Origin of the sequence: Microbacterium sp. NPDC059771 (assembly GCF_042732495.1) — a bacterium.
In the GTDB taxonomy this organism is placed as follows: Bacteria; Actinomycetota; Actinomycetes; order Actinomycetales; family Microbacteriaceae; genus Microbacterium; species Microbacterium sufflavum.
In genome coordinates this window covers 728,968-745,973 of record NZ_JBHWHK010000001.1, presented here as the reverse complement: position 1 = coordinate 745,973, position 17,006 = coordinate 728,968, and the positions used below count along the sequence as shown (strand labels likewise).

The 17,006-nt window shown below is 73.5% G+C and carries 13 protein-coding genes; 9 read left to right on the top strand and 4 right to left on the bottom strand.

Annotation, left to right across the window (positions count from 1 at the left end):
* Positions 1-320 precede the first annotated feature (320 nt).
* Together ACFV3I_RS03590 and ACFV3I_RS03585 are read left to right on the top strand one after the other, a co-directional pair.
* Complete coding sequence (locus ACFV3I_RS03590; RefSeq protein WP_247638216.1) at positions 321-2,219, top strand: hypothetical protein; 1,899 nt, start codon at positions 321-323, stop codon at positions 2,217-2,219.
* Positions 2,216-4,273, top strand: a complete 2,058-nt coding sequence (locus ACFV3I_RS03585) for an ATP-binding protein (protein WP_247638215.1) — start codon at positions 2,216-2,218, stop codon at positions 4,271-4,273. The genes ACFV3I_RS03590 and ACFV3I_RS03585 overlap by 4 nt, the downstream gene beginning before the upstream one ends.
* A 9-nt stretch (positions 4,274-4,282) precedes the next feature.
* Here ACFV3I_RS03585 and ACFV3I_RS03580 read toward each other — a convergent pair whose 3' ends face one another.
* Positions 4,283-5,044, bottom strand: a complete 762-nt coding sequence (locus ACFV3I_RS03580; protein ID WP_247638214.1) for a hypothetical protein — start codon at positions 5,042-5,044, stop codon at positions 4,283-4,285.
* A 130-nt stretch (positions 5,045-5,174) separates the two neighbouring features.
* Positions 5,175-6,251: a VanZ family protein gene (locus ACFV3I_RS03575; protein WP_378822382.1), complete on the bottom strand. Its 1,077-nt coding sequence runs from the start codon at positions 6,249-6,251 to the stop codon at positions 5,175-5,177.
* Positions 6,252-6,476: 225 nt separating this feature from the next.
* Between ACFV3I_RS03575 and ACFV3I_RS03570 the strand changes: the two genes are divergently transcribed.
* Both ACFV3I_RS03570 and ACFV3I_RS03565 read left to right on the top strand, forming a co-directional pair.
* The gene (locus tag ACFV3I_RS03570) at positions 6,477-8,432 is read left to right on the top strand and encodes an APC family permease (protein ID WP_378803850.1); all 1,956 of its coding nucleotides are present in this window, start codon (positions 6,477-6,479) and stop codon (positions 8,430-8,432) included.
* 156 nt (positions 8,433-8,588) lie between these two features.
* Entirely contained in the window at positions 8,589-8,759 is a 171-nt protein-coding gene (locus tag ACFV3I_RS03565; RefSeq protein WP_168443057.1) for a hypothetical protein, read from the top strand.
* A gap of 4 nt (positions 8,760-8,763) precedes the next feature.
* Here the strand turns inward: ACFV3I_RS03565 and ACFV3I_RS03560 are convergent, their stop codons facing one another.
* Complete coding sequence (locus tag ACFV3I_RS03560; protein ID WP_378803260.1) at positions 8,764-10,170, bottom strand: PLP-dependent aminotransferase family protein; 1,407 nt, start codon at positions 10,168-10,170, stop codon at positions 8,764-8,766.
* Here ACFV3I_RS03560 and ACFV3I_RS03555 point away from each other — a divergent pair.
* Both ACFV3I_RS03555 and ACFV3I_RS03550 read left to right on the top strand, forming a co-directional pair.
* Complete coding sequence (locus ACFV3I_RS03555; protein WP_378822381.1) at positions 10,169-11,119, top strand: DMT family transporter; 951 nt, start codon at positions 10,169-10,171, stop codon at positions 11,117-11,119. The two genes, ACFV3I_RS03560 and ACFV3I_RS03555, sit on opposite strands and share 2 nt — an antisense overlap.
* Entirely contained in the window at positions 11,116-11,703 is a 588-nt protein-coding gene (locus ACFV3I_RS03550; protein WP_136032747.1) for a GNAT family N-acetyltransferase, read from the top strand. Before ACFV3I_RS03555 ends, ACFV3I_RS03550 begins: the two co-directional genes overlap by 4 nt.
* Positions 11,704-11,712: 9 nt before the next feature.
* Here the strand turns inward: ACFV3I_RS03550 and ACFV3I_RS03545 are convergent, their stop codons facing one another.
* Positions 11,713-12,888 (bottom strand): SLC13 family permease, encoded by a 1,176-nt coding sequence (locus tag ACFV3I_RS03545; protein ID WP_378822380.1) that lies wholly within the window; start codon positions 12,886-12,888, stop codon positions 11,713-11,715.
* A gap of 190 nt (positions 12,889-13,078) precedes the next feature.
* Between ACFV3I_RS03545 and ACFV3I_RS03540 the strand changes: the two genes are divergently transcribed.
* From ACFV3I_RS03540 to kdpB, 3 genes are read left to right on the top strand one after another with little or no spacing between them, the layout of a single operon-like run.
* Complete coding sequence (locus ACFV3I_RS03540; protein WP_136032743.1) at positions 13,079-13,168, top strand: potassium-transporting ATPase subunit F; 90 nt, start codon at positions 13,079-13,081, stop codon at positions 13,166-13,168.
* Positions 13,168-14,844, top strand: coding sequence for a potassium-transporting ATPase subunit KdpA (gene kdpA / locus ACFV3I_RS03535; RefSeq protein WP_378822379.1), 1,677 nt, complete (start codon positions 13,168-13,170; stop codon positions 14,842-14,844). Before ACFV3I_RS03540 ends, kdpA begins: the two co-directional genes overlap by 1 nt.
* A 1-nt stretch (position 14,845) precedes the next feature.
* Positions 14,846-16,984, top strand: a complete 2,139-nt coding sequence (gene kdpB / locus ACFV3I_RS03530; RefSeq protein ID WP_378803256.1) for a potassium-transporting ATPase subunit KdpB — start codon at positions 14,846-14,848, stop codon at positions 16,982-16,984.
* Positions 16,985-17,006: the final 22 nt, after the last annotated feature.

The following is a 17,006-nucleotide window of genomic DNA, read 5'->3' as shown; positions in this document are numbered from 1 at the left end:
CCCGCTCCCGCCGAGTCCGCCGTGCGAGCCCGCAGCCCGCCGGCGGTCGCCTCGCCCGCACCGGTCCCCATGATCCCGCTGCGGCGACCGCGACCCGGTCCCCTCGTGCGCTCGTCGACCCGATCGACCGCGCATGGTCCCCTCCTCCTGCCGACCCGCGTCGGCACGGTGTCCTCCACCGCCACCGACGCTAGGGGTCCCTGCGTCCCGGCTCCGAGGGCACCGTGTCCCGACCGCCCGGGAGATCCGCCCCGGGACGCCCCGCGACCCTGGTCAGGCCGCGCCCCCTCCGGCACACTGAGGCTCGGAGAGGAGCGCCGATGAGCGGAGCCGCCGCCCCCACGGCGCGAGCGCACGGACCCTCGCGCGTGCTCGGAGTGGCGACGACGGCTGCGCTCCTGCTGGCGTCGTGGGGTCCCGCGCTGATCGGTGCGCTGCTGTGCCTGCACTCGTCCGGCGGCATCGAGGCCGTCGGCACGCTCAGCGCCGCCCTGGCGTTCGGCGGTGCGGCCGCACTCCTGCCCGTCCGCGGCGGTCACGGCGGTCGCGGCGGCCCCCTGCTCCCGCTCACCCTCGCCACGACGGGGGTGGGCGGTGGGGCGGCCACGCTTGCGGCGGGACTGCGCGCGGCCGGGGTCGACGGCGGGCTGTGGCTCGACCTGCTGGGCGTGGCGTGGATGCCCGGTGGTCTCACGGTCGCCGGGGCGCTGGGGGCGGCGGTGCTGCTCCACGCCCGTACGCTGCTCGCGGCGGGCGCCGCACTGTCCACGGCCCTCGCGGTGTCGAGCGCCGTGGAGCTGGACCGCGGGACGCCGCTTCCGTTCACGGCCGCCCTGTGGATCGTCTGGCTGGCGCTGGCGCTGTGGTCGGGTGCGACGATCCTGTGGGTCGCCCGGCGACGCTCCTCCCCCGACCGGGAGGCGGCCGTATGGCTCGCGATCGCCCACTTCGCCCTGCTGCTGTGCGGCGTGGGCGGCTTCACGGTCGCGACGGACGGCGGCGGCTCCCTGCTCGGCACCGCGTTCGCCGCGGCCGTGCTGCCCGCGTGCGTGCTGTTCGCTGCGGCCTCGTTCGTGCTCACCGCGATCGCCCGCGCCCCCGACGCCGTGGAGCCGGCGCGGGCCCGGTTCGCGGTCGGAGTGCTCCTGGTGTCCGCCCTGCTGGCCGCCTACGGTGCGGTCGCCGCGACGATCGCGCAGCTCGCGCCACTGCCGCCCACGAGCGCGGGCATGGTCGCCGTCGTGCTGATCGCGGTCGGCGCGGAGCCCGTGCGCCGCGGCGTGCAGCGCGCCGTTGACCAGCTGCTGTACGGCCGCTCCGCCGAGCCGCGTGCACTGCTGCGCACCGTGAGCACGGAGGCGGGCGGCGGCAGCGGCCGCGCGTCGCTGGAGGTGCTGGCCGAAGCGCTGCGCCGGTCGCTCCGCCTCGGCGGGGTCGCGATCGCCTCCTCCGGCCCCGAGCACTCCCACGGACAGGCCGGCACGCTCGATCCCGCAACGCGGGAGGTGGTCGCCCTGCTCGCGGCCGGCGGCGCGTGCGGGACGGTGGAGGTGAGCGGCACCTCCGGTCGGCGCGTGGAGCCGCGCAGCCTCGCCGCGCTGCGCCGCATCGGCGGGGTGCTGAGCGTGGCGGTGCTGCTGGCCGACGCCGACGAGGGTCTGCGCGTGGCCAGAGACGGCGCGCGGCGGATCGCGGCCAGCGAGCGGCGGTTCGCGCGGGCCGAGATCGAGGCAGGACTCGAGCCCGTGCTCGCCCGGGTGCGCCGGGCCCTGCGCGCGCTCCCGGACTCTCCGCGACCCGACCTCGTGCTGCGTGATGCCTCGGCCGCACTGCAGGCGGCGACCACCGAGGTGCGCGACCTCGCCCGCACCCTGCTGCCCGGGGCGCTCGACGCCGGCGACCTGACCGGCGCGCTGAGCGAACTCGCCGCGCGCTTTCCGGAGCCGGCGCTGCACGCCGAGGTGCGGCGGGCGCCCGAACACCCCGAGCACCTGTACCACCTGGTCGCTGAGGCGATGCTGCGTGCCCGCCGGGAGGGCGGGGTCGAGCGGATCGAGGTCACGGTGGGCCCCGCCGACCGCGCGGTGCTGCGGGTGGTAGGGGCCGCGGTGCGGGTCGACCCGATCGTGCGGGCGCTGCACGCCAGGGTCGCCGAGCGCGTGCCCGGGGAGGAGCCGACCGGGCGCCGCGCGGTCACGGTGACGGCGGTGCCCGCATGACAGGCGGCGGTGCTCGGCGCCTCGCGGGGGTCGCGGTGCTCGCGAGCGCCTGGGGTCTGGCGGCCGCGTCGATCCTGCTGGCGTGGCGGTTCGAGCTCCCGGCGGCCCCCGTCGCCGGCACCTTCCTCTCTCCGGCCCCGCCGGCCGCGCAGGCCCGGTTCGACGACATCGGCCTCACGGTCGCGGCGGTGTACGCGCCCCTGGCCGCGGTGCTCCTGGTGCGTCGTCCGCAGCCGGTCGCCGTGCTGCTCGCGGTGCACGCCGTGGGCTCGGGGCTCGCCGCGTTCGGCGTGCAGTACGGCCTCTTGGCGGTGGAGAGCGGCGGGCTGCCCGGGGGCGCACTGCTCGCCTACGCGGGCGGCTGGGCGTTCGTCCCCGGCACCTTCCTGACCGCGGTCGTGCCGCTGCTGCTGCTCCCCGGCCGGCGCGCCGCCCTCGACCGTGGGCTGCTGTGTCTCGTGGTGACGGCGGCCGGCGTGGCCACCGTCGCGTCCCTCACCCAGCAGGGCGCCGGACCGCTCGACAACCCGCTCGCCCCGGACTGGCCGTGGTACCAGGCGATGCTGCCCGGCGCCTACGGGGCCGCGGCCGCCGTGACGCTGTGCGCCTCGACCGCGGTCGCCGTGATCGTGCTGAAGCGGGCACTCCGGTCACCGCGGTCGCAGCGGTACGCCCTGATCTGGCTGCTGGTCGGGCATGTGTTCCTGACTGCCTCCTACGTGGTCACGGTGCTGCCCGCCTCGCTCCAGCTCGCAGCCCCGCTGTGGGTGTTCGGCACCATCGCGCCCATCGTCGGGCAGATCTTCTATCCATCGGCGGTGCTCGTGATGGGTCTGCAGCATCGGCTGCGCGGCGTCGACGTGACAGTGAGCACGGTGCTCACGACCAGCATCCTGGCGGTGCTCGCCGCGACGGGCTACCTGCTGATCGTGACAGCGATGGAGACGGTCGGCCCTCCGACGCCACTGGCCGTGTTCGCCACCGCGGCGCTGGTCGCGATCGGGCTGCTGCCGATGCGGCGCCTCATCCGCCGGCGGGTCGACCGCCTCGTGTACGGCGACGCCGGGGCGCCCGAGCGGCTCGTGGACACGCTGGGGGCGGAGGTGGGCGAGATCGCCACCGGCGCGGACGGCCTGCGCGCCCTGGCGACGGCGCTGCGGGCCACGCTGCGCCTCGGTTCGGTGCGCCTCCGGGTCGCGGCGGACGACGCGGGCGGTGACGGCGAGCACCTCGGCACCACGGACGTCGTGGTGGGGGATCCCCGCGGCACGACCACGGCCTTCGCGGTGGACGGCGACCCCGGTGTCGTGCTGGAGGTGACCGGGGAGGTCGACGGGGTGCCCGTCGGGCGCAGGACCACCGAGGCGATCGCGGATCTGGGCCCGGTGATCGGCGTGGTCGTGCGGCTCGCGGAGGCATCGACCGCCCTCGCCGAGGCACGGCGGACGGCGGCGGAGGCGCAGCACGCGGAACGACGGGCGCTGCGCCGGGAGCTGCACGACGGGCTCGGGCCCGCGCTGTCCGGAGCGGGGTTCTCGCTCGCCGCGGCCACCAACCTGCTCGCACGGGGTGACCGGGCGGCGGCGGAGGAGACGGCCGCCCGCGTCGCCGAGCTGCTGGAGGCGCAGACGGCGACCCTCGCCCGGCTCGCCCGCGGCGGCACGACCCCGGTGCACGACCTCGACGGCGAGCTGCGGCGCCTGGTGTCCGCACTGGGCGCGGCGGGGGCGGCCGTGCGTCTCGTTCCGGGTGCCGACCCCGATCTCGACCCCGCCCGTGCGGGCATCCTGCTGCGCATCGCCGCGGAGGCACTGCTCAACGCCGTGCGGCACGCCGGCGCGCGCGAGGTGGTGGTCACGCTCGGCGGCCCCGGCGAGCGGCTGCTGTGCGTGCAGGACGACGGCCGCGGGCTCCCCGATCGTCGAGGGGCCGGCGTGGGGCTCGCGTCGATGCGGGAGTGGGCGGACGAGGCGGGGTTCCGCGTGGGCTGGGACCGACCGCCGGGCGGCGGCACCCGGGTGAGCGTGCACGCCGCCGCGGTCAGCCCCGGCTGAGGCCCGCCGTCACGACCTGCCGGGCAGCGGGGTGCCGGTGGCAGCCGCCCGGTCCGTCGCGGTGTCCCCGGACGAGACCCCGCGGCGCCCCAGCAGCATCCACAGCGAGGCGAACGCGAGCCCGAGGCCACCGACCGGCCCGGCGAGCCCCGGGACGCCGGTGAGGATGTACCCCGCCGCGATCAGCAGCACCAGGGCACCCAACAGCGTCCCGAGGACCCGCGAGGCCGATCGCTCGAACCAGGCCATGGCGGCGAGCGCGGCCAGTGACACGAGCACACCGAACCACGGGATGAACGCGCCGAAGTCGGTGAGCGCGTAGAACACCAGCAGACCCTCGTCGCCGAAGCTGCCGAACTCCGGGCCGCCGTGGCCATACAGCCCGAGCGTCCCCTTCCACGCGTAGCCGAACGTGAGCCCGGCGGCCGAGGTCACGAGTCCCGCGGAGAACACGCGCGCCGCGACCGAGGTGGATCCCCGTTCCACTCGCACGCGCCAGGCTCCGTGCAGCACCAGGAGGCACGCCACGGCTGCGAAGCCGAGCAGAAAGCCGATCTTGTTGCCCACGGGGTCGAGCGCCGGCATGTCTTCGGCCGCCGCGGAGAGGATGCCGCCGCGGGCGTAGTCGGCCTCCGACCACGGTCGCACGTCGAACACCACGGTGGCGGTGACCCCGAGCAGGCCGGCGGCCACACCCCAGAGCAGCCACAGTCGGCCGCCGCGGCGGGTGGGTGGTCGGTGTCCGCGGGGGCGGGTGGCGGTGTCGGTCATGGGTGGCTCCTGTTCGCTCAAGGCGCCCGGACGGACGCACCGTCACTCTGCGCCGTCCCGCGTCCCGGGAACGAGGGTCGTCGATCACGGATCCGCGGGCGATCGACCGGGCGGCGGGGAGGGCGACCGGTCAGGCCGACGCGGCGGGCGCCGACGCCTGCCGCTCCCGCGCGTCCTCCACGTCCTGCCCGGAGAGGAGCCCGGGGAGCCCGCGGCCGCGACGCGTGGTGAACAGCAGCACGACCGCGACCGGGTAGAGCACCGAAGAGATCAGGTCGAACGGGAAGCCGAGCAGGGCGAGCGCGCCGATGCCGCCGATGCCGCCCGCCCACCGCAGCAGGCGCGCGAGCATCATCGGCAGGCGCGAGCCGGTGTAGCGCAGCTGCACCGCGACATCGCCGACCGAGCGACCGGTGACGAGGATCAGAACGAGCCACAGGCCCGAGGCGGCCACCGTGCTCACCAGCTCCGACGCAGCGCCGTCGAGCACCGCCGCCCGGTCGTCCACGACGTACGCGAGCCAGAGCTGCACGGTCACGGCGACGACAGCGCTCACGAAGAAGTACGCCAGACCGTCGCACAGCATCGCCAGGGCCCGGCGTCCGCGCGTGACCGCGCGCGGCTGATCCGCATCCGCGGCGGCGCGCGAGCCGCGCAGGGCGCGCGGCACGACGAGTGCGAGCGTGCAGCCCACGACCGCGCCGATCGTGTTGGTCATCAGGTCGCCGACGTCGAAGAACCGGTACGCGCACGGGTACAGTCCCCACACGCCGGTCAGCTGCGTGGTCTCGACCAGCAGCGAGAGCCCGAGACCGGCGAGCAGGGCGACCACGACCCCGCGGCCGGCCAGCACCCGCACGAACGTCCCGAGCGGGAGGAACAGCAGCACGTTGAAGGCGAGCTGCAGGAACGCCGGGTGACGCAACGGCTGGGGAGACGCGAACGCGCGCTGCAGATCGTGCACGACCGACATCGGGTCGATGATCGCGCCGACGCAGCGGATCGCGTCGGGGTCGGGCAGAGGCAGCAGCGTGTACGTCCAGATCGCCCAGAAGTAGATCAGGGCGGCGAGCCACAGCATCGTCCGTCCGAAGCTGAGCCTCCCGCGGCGGCGGTAGCTGATCGCGACGAACGGCACGAACAGCACGATGCCGACGGCCATTCCGATCGCGATCGCGAAGACACCCAGAACGACCTGCTCCCCCATGGAGAACAAGGCTACGCGGTGCCCGTAAGGATTCCGTCAGGGTGCGGAATGCGACCGTAGGGATTCCGTAAGGATCTTGTGAGGGCGCCGCGCGCGGGCGTAGTGTCGCCGGACGTGTCAGAAGAAACCCGACTCGGCGCGGACGCGCCGCCGCGAGCGAAGCGCATCCTCATCGGCGACCCGCTGACGAGCGAGCAGGTCGACGAGCAGCTGCTCCCCAAGCGCATGGCGCTGCCGATCTTCGCCTCCGACGCACTGAGCTCGGTGGCCTACGCGCCGCAGGAGCTCGTGATGATCCTGCTGATCGGCGGGCTCACGTTCCTGTCGTTCACGCCGCTCGTCGCGATCGCCGTCGTGGTGCTGCTGCTCGTGGTGGTGCTCAGCTACCGTCAGCTCATCAAGGCCTACCCCTCGGGCGGCGGCGACTACGAGGTCGCGTCGAAGAACCTCGGCGAGATCCCCGGCGTGATCGTCGCGGCGGCACTCCTGGTCGACTACGTGCTGACCGTCGCGGTGTCGGTCGCCTCGGGCGTGGACAACATCATCTCGGCCGTGCCGGGGCTCGACCCCTTCCGCGTCGAGCTCGCGGTGGGCTTCGTGATCCTCATCATCATCGTGAACCTGCGCGGCGTGCGCGAGGCGTCGCTGGTGTTCGCGATCCCGACGTACGTGTTCATCGGCTCGGTCGGCATCATGATCGTCACGGGCCTGATCCGCACGGTCTTCGGCGACGCCCCCGTCGCGTCCAGCGCGGACTTCAGCGTGCAGGCGGAGAGCCTGAGCCAGGCGGCCGTCATCCTCCTCATCCTGCGCGCGTTCTCGAGCGGATGCTCCGCGCTCACCGGCGTCGAGGCCGTGTCGAACGGCGTGCCCGCGTTCCGGGCGCCCAAGGTGCGCAACGCCCAGTCCACGCTCGTGCTCATGGGCACCATCGCGATCTGCCTGTTCTCCGGCCTCACCGCCCTCGCGCTCATCACGGGCGTGCACTACGCCGAGAACCCGTGCGACCTGATCGGCTTCGACTGCACCACGCCGCAGCCGAGCCTGATGGCGCAGATCGCGGCCGCGACGTTCGGCGGCGGCAGCATCCCCTTCTTCATCGTGCAGGCGGCGACCGCGTGCGTGCTGCTGCTCGCGGCGAACACGGCCTTCAACGGCTTCCCGCTGCTGGGCGCGGTGCTCGCGCGCGACGGCTACGCCCCCAAGTCGCTCAACACCCGCGGCGACCGCCTGGTGTTCTCGAACGGCATGATCCTGCTCGGCATCGCGGCGATCGCGGTGCTGGTGGTGTTCCAGGCCCGGCTGACGACACTGATCCAGCTGTACATCATCGGCGTGTTCGTGTCGTTCTCGCTCGGGCAGATCGGCATGGTGCGCCACTGGCGACGCGTGCTGCGAGAACCGGCCGCGGGACCGCGAGACGGCGCAGCGGCGACCGACCGCCGCTCGGCGAAGGTGGGCCTGCTGATCAACTCGGCCGGGGCGACCCTCACGGTGCTGGTGCTGGTCATCGTGACCATCACCAAGTTCACGCACGGCGCCTACCTGGTGTTCTTCGCGATCCCGGTGCTCGCGTTCCTCATGATCGGCGTGAAGCGGTACTACCGCGACGTGGAGCACGAGATCGCGATCGACGACACCACCCGCTTCGGGGCGTCGGGCGACGTCGCGATCGTGCTCGTGAACCACCTGCAGAAGCCTGTCATGAAGGCCATCGACTACGCGATCGCCGCGAAGCACGACAAGACCCTCGCGGTGCACGTGGCGGTGTCGGCCGACGACGCGGCGGCGCTGCAGCGCGAGTGGGCGGAGCACCTCGTGCCGGTGCCCCTCGTGATCGTCGAGTCGCCGTACCGTTCGTTCGCGCAGCCGGTGACGCAGTTCATCCGCCAGTACCGCGAGAAGCACGGCTCTTCGGTCGTGACCGTCTATCTTCCGCAGTACATCGTGGGCCACTGGTGGGAGTCGTTCCTGCACAATCGGCGGGCCCGACGCCTGGCCAACCAGCTCATGCTGGTGCACGGCGTCTCGATCACCCTGGTGCCGTGGCTGCTCGACTCGTCCGAGCTCATCTACGGTCGCCGCTCCCGCCCGCTTCCCGGCCAGGAGCGCGCCGGCCGCCCGGTCGTGGTGTCGGGCCGCCGCGCCCACCGCCCCGCCGGTCCCCCCTCGACGGACTGAGTCCGGCGGGTTCCGCGCGCGCCGGCTCAACCGAGAGCGCCGGGTCGAGGCCGCACCTACCATGCTCCATGGCAGTCATTTCGGATCACACTGTCGTCATATGAGGTAGTCTGGAGGGGTGAAATGAGCGCGCGCACTGCCCACGGGAGAAGAACGATGTATCTCGTGCTGGCTCTCGCCGTGATCAGCGCCGCCGGGAACGCGGTGGTCTACGAGTTCCTCTCCGGGGAGAATCCGATCTTCCTGCTCAACGTCGCGATCTCCCTGCTCGTCGCGGTCGCCCTGCTGTTCCCCGCGCTGCGCCGGAAGCTCTGGCCGCGGAAGTGAGGAGTCAGGACCCGTCGACGACGGCGCCGAGGATGCCCGCGGCCTCGGCGTACCGGGAGGGATCGGCGTTCGCGTAGGTGAGTCGCACGTACGCGCCAGCGGGCTCCGCCGGGAACCACTCTCCGCCCGGGGCGATGAGCAGGCCGCGGAGCTCGCACTCCCGCACGACCCGGCCGACGTCCGTCCCCTCCGGCAGCCGCGCCCACAGGTTCAGGCCGCCCGCCGGCACGTTCTCCACCGTCACCGCGGGCGCGTGCGCTGCGAGGCTCGACACCAGCAGGTCACGGCGCGTGCGCAGCTGTTCGCGGAATCCGCGCAGGTGCGTGCGCCAGGCCGGCTGCGTCACCACGTCGAGCGCCGCGGCCTGCAGCAGCCCGCTCACGTACATGCCCTCGGCAGCCCGGTCCACGAGGATCCGCTCGCGCGCCGGGCCTCGGGCGATCACCGCCGCCACGCGCAGCGCGGGCGAGACGCTCTTGGTGAGCGAGCGCACGTACACCACGTGTCCGTCGTCGTCGGCCGCGGCGAGGGGATGCGCGTCGGCGTCGATGCCGAGGTCGTGCGCCCAGTCGTCCTCGATGAGGAACGCCCCGTGCCGCCGCACGATCTCGAGCACCGCCTCCCCCGTCGCCACGGACCAGCGTGCGCCGCTCGGATTCGCGAACGTCGGCTGGGCGTAGAACGCCCGCGCTCCCGTCCGCGCGAACGCCCGCTCCACCTCGTCCGGATCGGGGCCGGCGGGTCCGGAAGAGATCGGCACCAGTGCGACCCCCGCCTGCTCCGCCGCGAGCAGCGCACCCCAATACGTGGGCGACTCGATCAGCAGCGGCCGCCCGGTGCCCACGACGGCCCGGAAGATCGAGCTGAGACCGCTCTGGCTGCCGGCCACGACCAGCGCGTCCCTGGGTGAGGGTGCCGCGATGCCGGAGGGGACGGTCGCCGCCAGCTCCGCGGCGAACCATGCCTGGAGCTCGGGGAGACCGGCGGCCGGGGAGCGCGTCACCGCGGCGGGGGTGCGCGACGCCCGGACGAGCGCTTGCCGAACCAGGCGCTCCGGCAGCAGCTCGGGCGAGGGATAGCCCGAGTGCAGGCCGATGACGTCCGGGGCGGCGGTGCGCTGCGTCGCGGAGAGGCCAGAGGAGCGCATGGGGGCGGGGCCGAGCGCGGCGGTCTGCCAGCTGTGGTCCAGCGCTCTGGGGGCCCGCGCGGCCCGGACGAACGTGCCGACCCCCGGCCGCGTGTCGATCAGACCGCTGCGCGCGAGCTGCTGCACGGCGCGCTGCACCGTGACCGGGCTCGCCCCGTACTCGGCGACGAGCGCACGACTGGACGGGAGCCGGGCACCGGGGGCGGCCGACGCCACCCAGGCTCGCAGTCCGCGGACGATGCGCTCGGTGCTATCCTGACCCATGACAGAACAGAGTAGCGCTACTGCCCTTCGTCCGACAGTGCTATCCGGATACGCCGGCCCCGGCTGGGGGCTTCTCGGGGTCATCGCCTTCTCGTTCACGCTGCCCCTCACCCGCGTCGCGATCGGCGGGTTGTCGCCCCTGTTCATCGGGTCGGCGCGCGCCGTGGTCGCGGCCGTCCTCGCCGCGGGCGTGCTCACTCTCGCGCGGTCCCGCACACCCACGGCCCGACAGTGGGCACGCCTCGCGGTCGTCGCGGGCGGCGTGGTCGTCGGCTTCCCGATCCTCACCTCCTTCGCCCTCACCACGACGCCCGGAAGTCACGCCGCGGTCGTGATCGGCCTGCTCCCCGCCGCCACCGCCGTCGCCGTCGTGGTGCGCACGGGAGAGAGGCCGGCGCGGTCGTTCTGGGTCTTCGCGGCCGCCGGCGCCGCGTGTGCCGTCGTGTTCGCCGTGGCACAGGGCGGGGGACTCGGCACCCTCCACGTCGCCGACCTGCTGCTCTTCGGGGCCGTGCTCGCCGCGGCCGTCGGCTACGCGGAGGGCGGCCTGCTCGCGCGCGAGCTCGGGTCGTGGCAGACGATCTCCTGGGCGCTCGTGCTCGCCGCTCCCCTGATGGCCGCGCTCGCTGTCGTCGCCGCGGTCGCGCAGCCACCCGCCGCGACGCCCGTGCAGTGGCTCGCGTTCGCGTACCTCGCCGCGGTCAGCATGTTCCTCGGCTTCTTCGCCTGGTACCGCGGACTCGCGATCGGGCCGATGGCGCAGGTGAGCCAGATCCAGCTCGTGCAGCCGGTGATGGGTATCGCGTGGGCGGGGTTGCTGCTGCACGAGCAGATCGGCTGGCCCACGGTCGCGGGAGGACTCGCCGTGATCGCCTGCGCGGCCCTCGCCGTACGCACCCGGCAGTCCGGGGCCGCGCGGCGCGGAGCCCGCCCTAGGCTGAGGGCATGACCGAAGGCGTTCCCTGGCCCGTCCGCACCCCCCGGCTGCAGCTGCGTCCGTGCACCCCCGACGATCTCGACGCGATGTGGGGGTGGCGACGCCTGCCCGAGGTGAACCGCTGGTTGGGCCTCGCGCCCGACACGATCGAGGCGTTCCGCGAGCGCCACCTCGAGCCCGCCCGACTGGCGTCGCTGTACCTGATCGAGCGCCTGCCCGAGCACGAGGGTGACGCCCCCACCCCCATCGGCGACCTCATGATCCGCATCGAGGACGCCTGGGCGCAGCTTGAGGTCGCCGAGCGCGCGAAGGGCGTGGAGGCCGAGCTCGGCTGGGTGCTCGACCCCGCCTCCACGGGCCGCGGCTATGCGACCGAGGCGGTGCGGGCGGCGATCGAGGTGTGCTTCGGCCCGCTCGGCCTGCGCCGCGTGCACGCCGGCTGCTTCGCCGACAACGAGCCCTCCTGGCGGCTCATGGAGCGGCTCGGCATGCGCCGCGAGGAGCACAGCCGCAAGACCGCCCTGCACCGCTCGGGCGAGTGGCTCGACGGCATGAACTACGGTCTGCTCGCCGAGGAGTGGCCGGTAGGGAGCTGACCCCCGGCACTAGCCGGCGACGAGGGCCAGCACGGCGACCGCGGCGATCACCGTGGGCACCGCCGCCACCGTCCCCCACGCCATGAAGCGGCTCCAGCGGATCTCCACGCCGAGCGCGGTGATGCGGTGGTGCCACAGCAGCGTCGCGAGCGAGGCCCACGGCGTGATCAGCGGGCCGAGGTTCACGCCGATCAGCAGCGCCATGAGCGCGACGGGGTCGCCCGCCGCGGGCTCGAGCACGAGGTAGGCGGGGAGGTTGTTGATGGCGTTGGCGCTCACGGCACCGAGCGCCGCGAGCCGCAGGAGGTCACCGAACCCGTCGCCCGCGATCGGCGCGGTGAGCACGTCGAGCGCTCCCCGCGCGTGCAGCGTCTCCACCAGCACGAACAGCGCGGCGGCCAGCGCGACCGCCTGCCAGGGCACCAGTCCCCACCGCAGCGCCCTGCGCCGCCGCACCGCGAACACCGCCACGAGCGCGACCGCCGCGACCGTCGCCGGGATCCACACGTCGTGGCTCAGGGCGAGCGCGGGCATGAGCACCACGAGCACGCCCGTCGCGGTCCAGAACAGCACCGGATCGGCGGGGCGCCGGGGCGGGGGCGTGCGGTAGCGCGAGAACACGGTGCGCCGGTGCACGAGGGTGAGCAGCAGCACGGGGACGAGGATGCCGACGAGGGTCGGCGCCCAGCTCAGCGCGACGAACGCGGCGGGCCCGTCGCCGATCTGACGCGCCGCGAGCAGGTTCGTGAGGTTCGACACCGGGAGGGCCAGCGAGGCCGTGTTCGCGAGCCAGACGGTCGCCAGCGCGAACGGGATCGGCGGGACACCGATGCTCTGCGCGAGCACCACCACCACGGGCGTGACGATCACCGCCGTCGTGTCGAGCGACAGGAAGACCGTGCTCACCACCGCGAGCGCGATCACGAGCAGCCACAGCAGCGCCACCCTGCCCCGACCCCACCGGGCGAGCCGCTGCGAGACCACGTCGAACACCGCCGCGTCCCGCGCGAGCTCCGCGACGATCGTGATCGCGACGACGAAGCCCAGCACCGGAGCGGTCCGCAGCCCGAGCGCCTCGGCGTCGTCGCTCGGCAGGAACCCGGTGACGACGCAGACCGCCGCGACCGCGACGAGGGCGAGCACCAGCACGGCCCCTGGCCTGATCCGGTGTCCGCGCGTCCCCACCTCGCGAGCATAGGGCCCACCGTGAGAAAGCCGCATGCATCGGCGGACGTGGCGTAGGGGAACCGTGAGGATCGACGGAGGCGGCGACGCCCGGGAGTTGGATCGGGGTCGTGCTCGACATCATCTACCTCGCGCTGACCCTCGCGCTGTTCGCCCTCGTGTCCCTCGTCGCGAAGGCGGTGGACCGCGCATGATCGTGTTCGAGATCATCGCCGCGGTGCTGGCCGTCGCCGCGATCGTGTACCTCGTCGTCGCCCTGGTCGCCCCGGAGCGGTTCTGATGGACGCGACGATCCTGTTCGGGGTGCTCCAGGTCGCGGCCGTCGTGGTCGTGCTCGTGCTGCTCTACCGCCCCCTCGGCGACTACATCGCCCACGTCTACACCTCCGCGAAGGACCTGCGGGTGGAGCGCGGGCTGTACCGCGTGATCGGGGTCGACCCGCGCTCGGAGCAGACCTGGCGCGCGTACGCCCGGAGCGTGCTGCTGTTCTCGCTCGTGGGCCTCGTGCTCGTCTACGCGCTGCAGCGGCTGCAGGCGTTCCTGCCGGAGTCGCTCGGGCTCCCCGCCGTGCCCGAGGGCCTCGCGTTCAACACGGCCGCGTCGTTCGTCGCGAACACGAACTGGCAGTCGTACTCGCCCGAGCAGACCATGGGCTACACCGTGCAGCTGGCCGGCCTCACGGTACAGAACTTCGTGTCGGCGGCGGTCGGCCTCACGGTCGCGCTCGCGCTGGTGCGGGGTCTGTCCCGCCGCGGCTCCGCGACGATCGGCAACTTCTGGGTCGACCTGACCCGCGGGCTCGGGCGGCTGCTGCTGCCGCTCGCGCTGATCGGCGCGGTCGCCCTGCTGGTCGGCGGCGTGATCCAGAACTTCGCGGGCTTCACCGACGTGACCACGGTGTCCGGGGGCGCGCAGACGATCCCCGGCGGACCCGTCGCGTCGCAGGAGGCCATCAAGCTGCTCGGCACGAACGGCGGCGGCTTCTTCAACGCGAACTCCGCCCACCCGTTCGAGAACCCCACCGGGTGGACGAACCTGATCGAGGTGCTGCTGATCCTGGTGATCCCGTTCGCGCTGCCGCGCACCTACGGCCGCCTGGTGGGCGACCACCGCCAGGGCTACGCGATCGTCGCCGTGATGGGCACGATCTTCCTCGCCTCGACGGTCGCCCTCTCGGCACTGGAGCTCGCCGGCCGGGGCGCCGCACCCGAGCTCGCGGGAGCCGCGACGGAGGGCAAGGAGCTGCGCTTCGGGATCCTCGGTTCGACGCTGTTCGGCAGTGCCAGCACGCTCACCTCGACGGGCGCCGTCAACTCGATGCACGACTCGTACACGGCGCTCGGGGGCATGATGCCGATGCTGAACATGATGCTCGGCGAGGTCGCCCCCGGCGGGGTGGGCTCGGGGCTGTACGGCATGCTGGTGCTCGCGATCGTCGCGGTCTTCGTGGGCGGGCTGCTGGTCGGCCGCACGCCGGAGTGGCTCGGCAAGCGCATCGGCCCGCGGGAGATGACGCTCGCGAGCCTGTACATCCTCGTGGTCCCGGCGCTCGTCCTCGGCGGCACGGCCCTGAGCTTCGCGATCCCCGGCATCCGGGACGACGTGGAGTCCACGAGCATCCTCAACCCGGGCGTGCACGGCATGAGCGAGGTGCTGTACGCCTTCACCTCGGCCGCGAACAACAACGGCTCCGCCTTCGCCGGGCTCACCGCGAACACCCCGTGGTTCAACACGGCCCTGGGCGTGGCGATGCTGCTCGGCCGCTTCCTGCCGATCGTGCTGGTGCTCGCGCTCGCCGGGTCGTTCGCGGCGCAGGAGCGCATCCCCGCCACGACCGGGACCCTGCCCACCCACCGGCCGCAGTTCGTCGGCCTGCTCCTCACGGTGACCGTCGTGGTCACCGCCCTCACCTACTTCCCCGTGCTCGCACTGGGACCGCTCGCCGAAGGACTCTGACATGACCCTCCTCACCACGCCGTCCGCGCCCGAGAGCGCCGCGGCCCCCGCCCCCGCTGCGACACCGCGGTCGTTCGGCTGGTCGCAGCTCGTGCAGGCGCTGCCCGGCGCCGTCCGCAAGCTCAACCCCGCCACGCTCGTGCGCAACCCCGTGATGCTGCTCGTCTGGGTGGGTGCGGCCTTCACGACCGTGCTCGCGATCGCGGAGCCCTTCCTGGGCGGACCGGCCGACTCCGGTGGCTCGCCGGTGCCGCTCGCGTTCACGTGGGGCATCGCGGTGTGGCTGTGGCTCACGGTGCTGTTCGCGAACGTGGCCGAGTCGGTCGCGGAGGGCCGGGGCAAGGCGCAGGCCGCGAGCCTGCGCAAGACCCGCACCAGCACGATGGCCCGCCGCGTGGTGCGCCACGATCCCGCGGCGGATCCCGCGGCCGAGCGCGCCGAGACCGTGGAGGTGTCGTCGGCGGAGCTGCAGCGCGACGACGTCGTGATCGTGACCGCGGGCGAGCTGATCCCGGGCGACGGCGACATCGTGGCGGGGATCGCGACCGTCGACGAGTCGGCGATCACGGGCGAGAGCGCCCCGGTCATCCGCGAGTCCGGCGGCGACCGCAGCGCCGTCACGGGCGGCACCCGGGTGCTGTCCGACCGCATCGTGGTGCGCATCACGTCGAAGCCCGGTGAGACCTTCGTCGACCGCATGATCGCGCTGGTCGAGGGCGCGAGCCGTCAGCGCACCCCGAACGAGATCGCGTTGAACATCCTCCTCGCGAGCCTGTCGATTGTGTTCGTCGTGGTGGTGCTGGCGCTGAACCCGATCGCCTCGTACGCCGCCTCCCCGGTGAGCATCCCGGTGCTGATCGCTCTGCTCGTCTGCCTCATCCCGACCACCATCGGCGCGCTACTGTCGGCCATCGGCATCGCCGGGATGGACCGCCTCGTGCAGCGCAACGTGCTGGCGATGTCGGGCCGCGCGGTCGAGGCCGCGGGAGACGTGACCACGCTGCTGCTCGACAAGACGGGCACGATCACGTACGGCAACCGGCGCGCGCACGAGGTGCTGCCGCTGACGGGCGTCGACGCGGAGGAGCTGCTGCGGGTCGCCGCCCTGTCGTCCCTGGCCGACCCCACGCCCGAGGGCGCCTCGATCGTCGAACTGGCCACCGCGCGCGGCCTCCGGGTGGAGGCGCCGGAGGACGCCGTGGTCGTGCCGTTCACCGCGCAGACCCGCATGAGCGGACTCGACCTCGCCGACGGCACCGAGATCCGCAAGGGGGCCGGCTCCGCGGTGTCGGCCTGGCTGGGCCGCGGGACCGACGCCGAGCTGACCTCCCTCACCGACGGTGTCGCGAGAAGCGGCGGCACACCCCTGGTCGTGGCGGTGCGCGCCACCGGCGAGGACGGGCGCGTGCTGGGCGTCGTGCACCTCAAGGACATCGTGAAGGACGGCCTGCGCGAGCGCTTCGACGAGCTGCGCAGCATGGGCATCCGCACGGTCATGATCACCGGAGACAACCCGCTCACCGCGCAGGCCATCGCCGCGGAGGCCGGGGTCGACGACTTCCTCGCCGAGGCCACCCCCGAGGACAAGCTCGATCTCATCCGCCGCGAGCAGCAGGGCGGGCGGCTGGTCGCGATGACCGGCGACGGCACCAACGACGCCCCGGCACTCGCGCAGGCGGACGTGGGCGTGGCGATGAACACGGGCACGTCGGCGGCGAAGGAGGCGGGGAACATGGTCGACCTGGACTCCGACCCGACCAAGCTCATCGACATCGTGCGCATCGGCAAGCAGCTCCTCATCACGCGCGGCGCGCTGACCACGTTCTCGCTCGCGAACGACATCGCCAAGTACTTCGCGATCATCCCGGCGATGTTCATGGGGGTGTTCCCGGGGCTCGCGGCGCTCAACATCATGCAGCTGCACTCGCCCGCGTCTGCGGTCACGAGCGCGATCATCTTCAACGCGATCGTGATCGTCTTCCTCATCCCGCTCGCCCTGCGCGGGGTGGCATACCGCCCCGCGAGCGCCTCGCAGATCCTGCAGCGCAACCTGCTCGTCTACGGCCTCGGCGGCGTGATCGCGCCGTTCCTCGGCATCAAGCTCATCGACCTCGTCGTGAGCCTCCTCCCCGGCTTCTGACCCCCGCGCGAAAGGCACACCT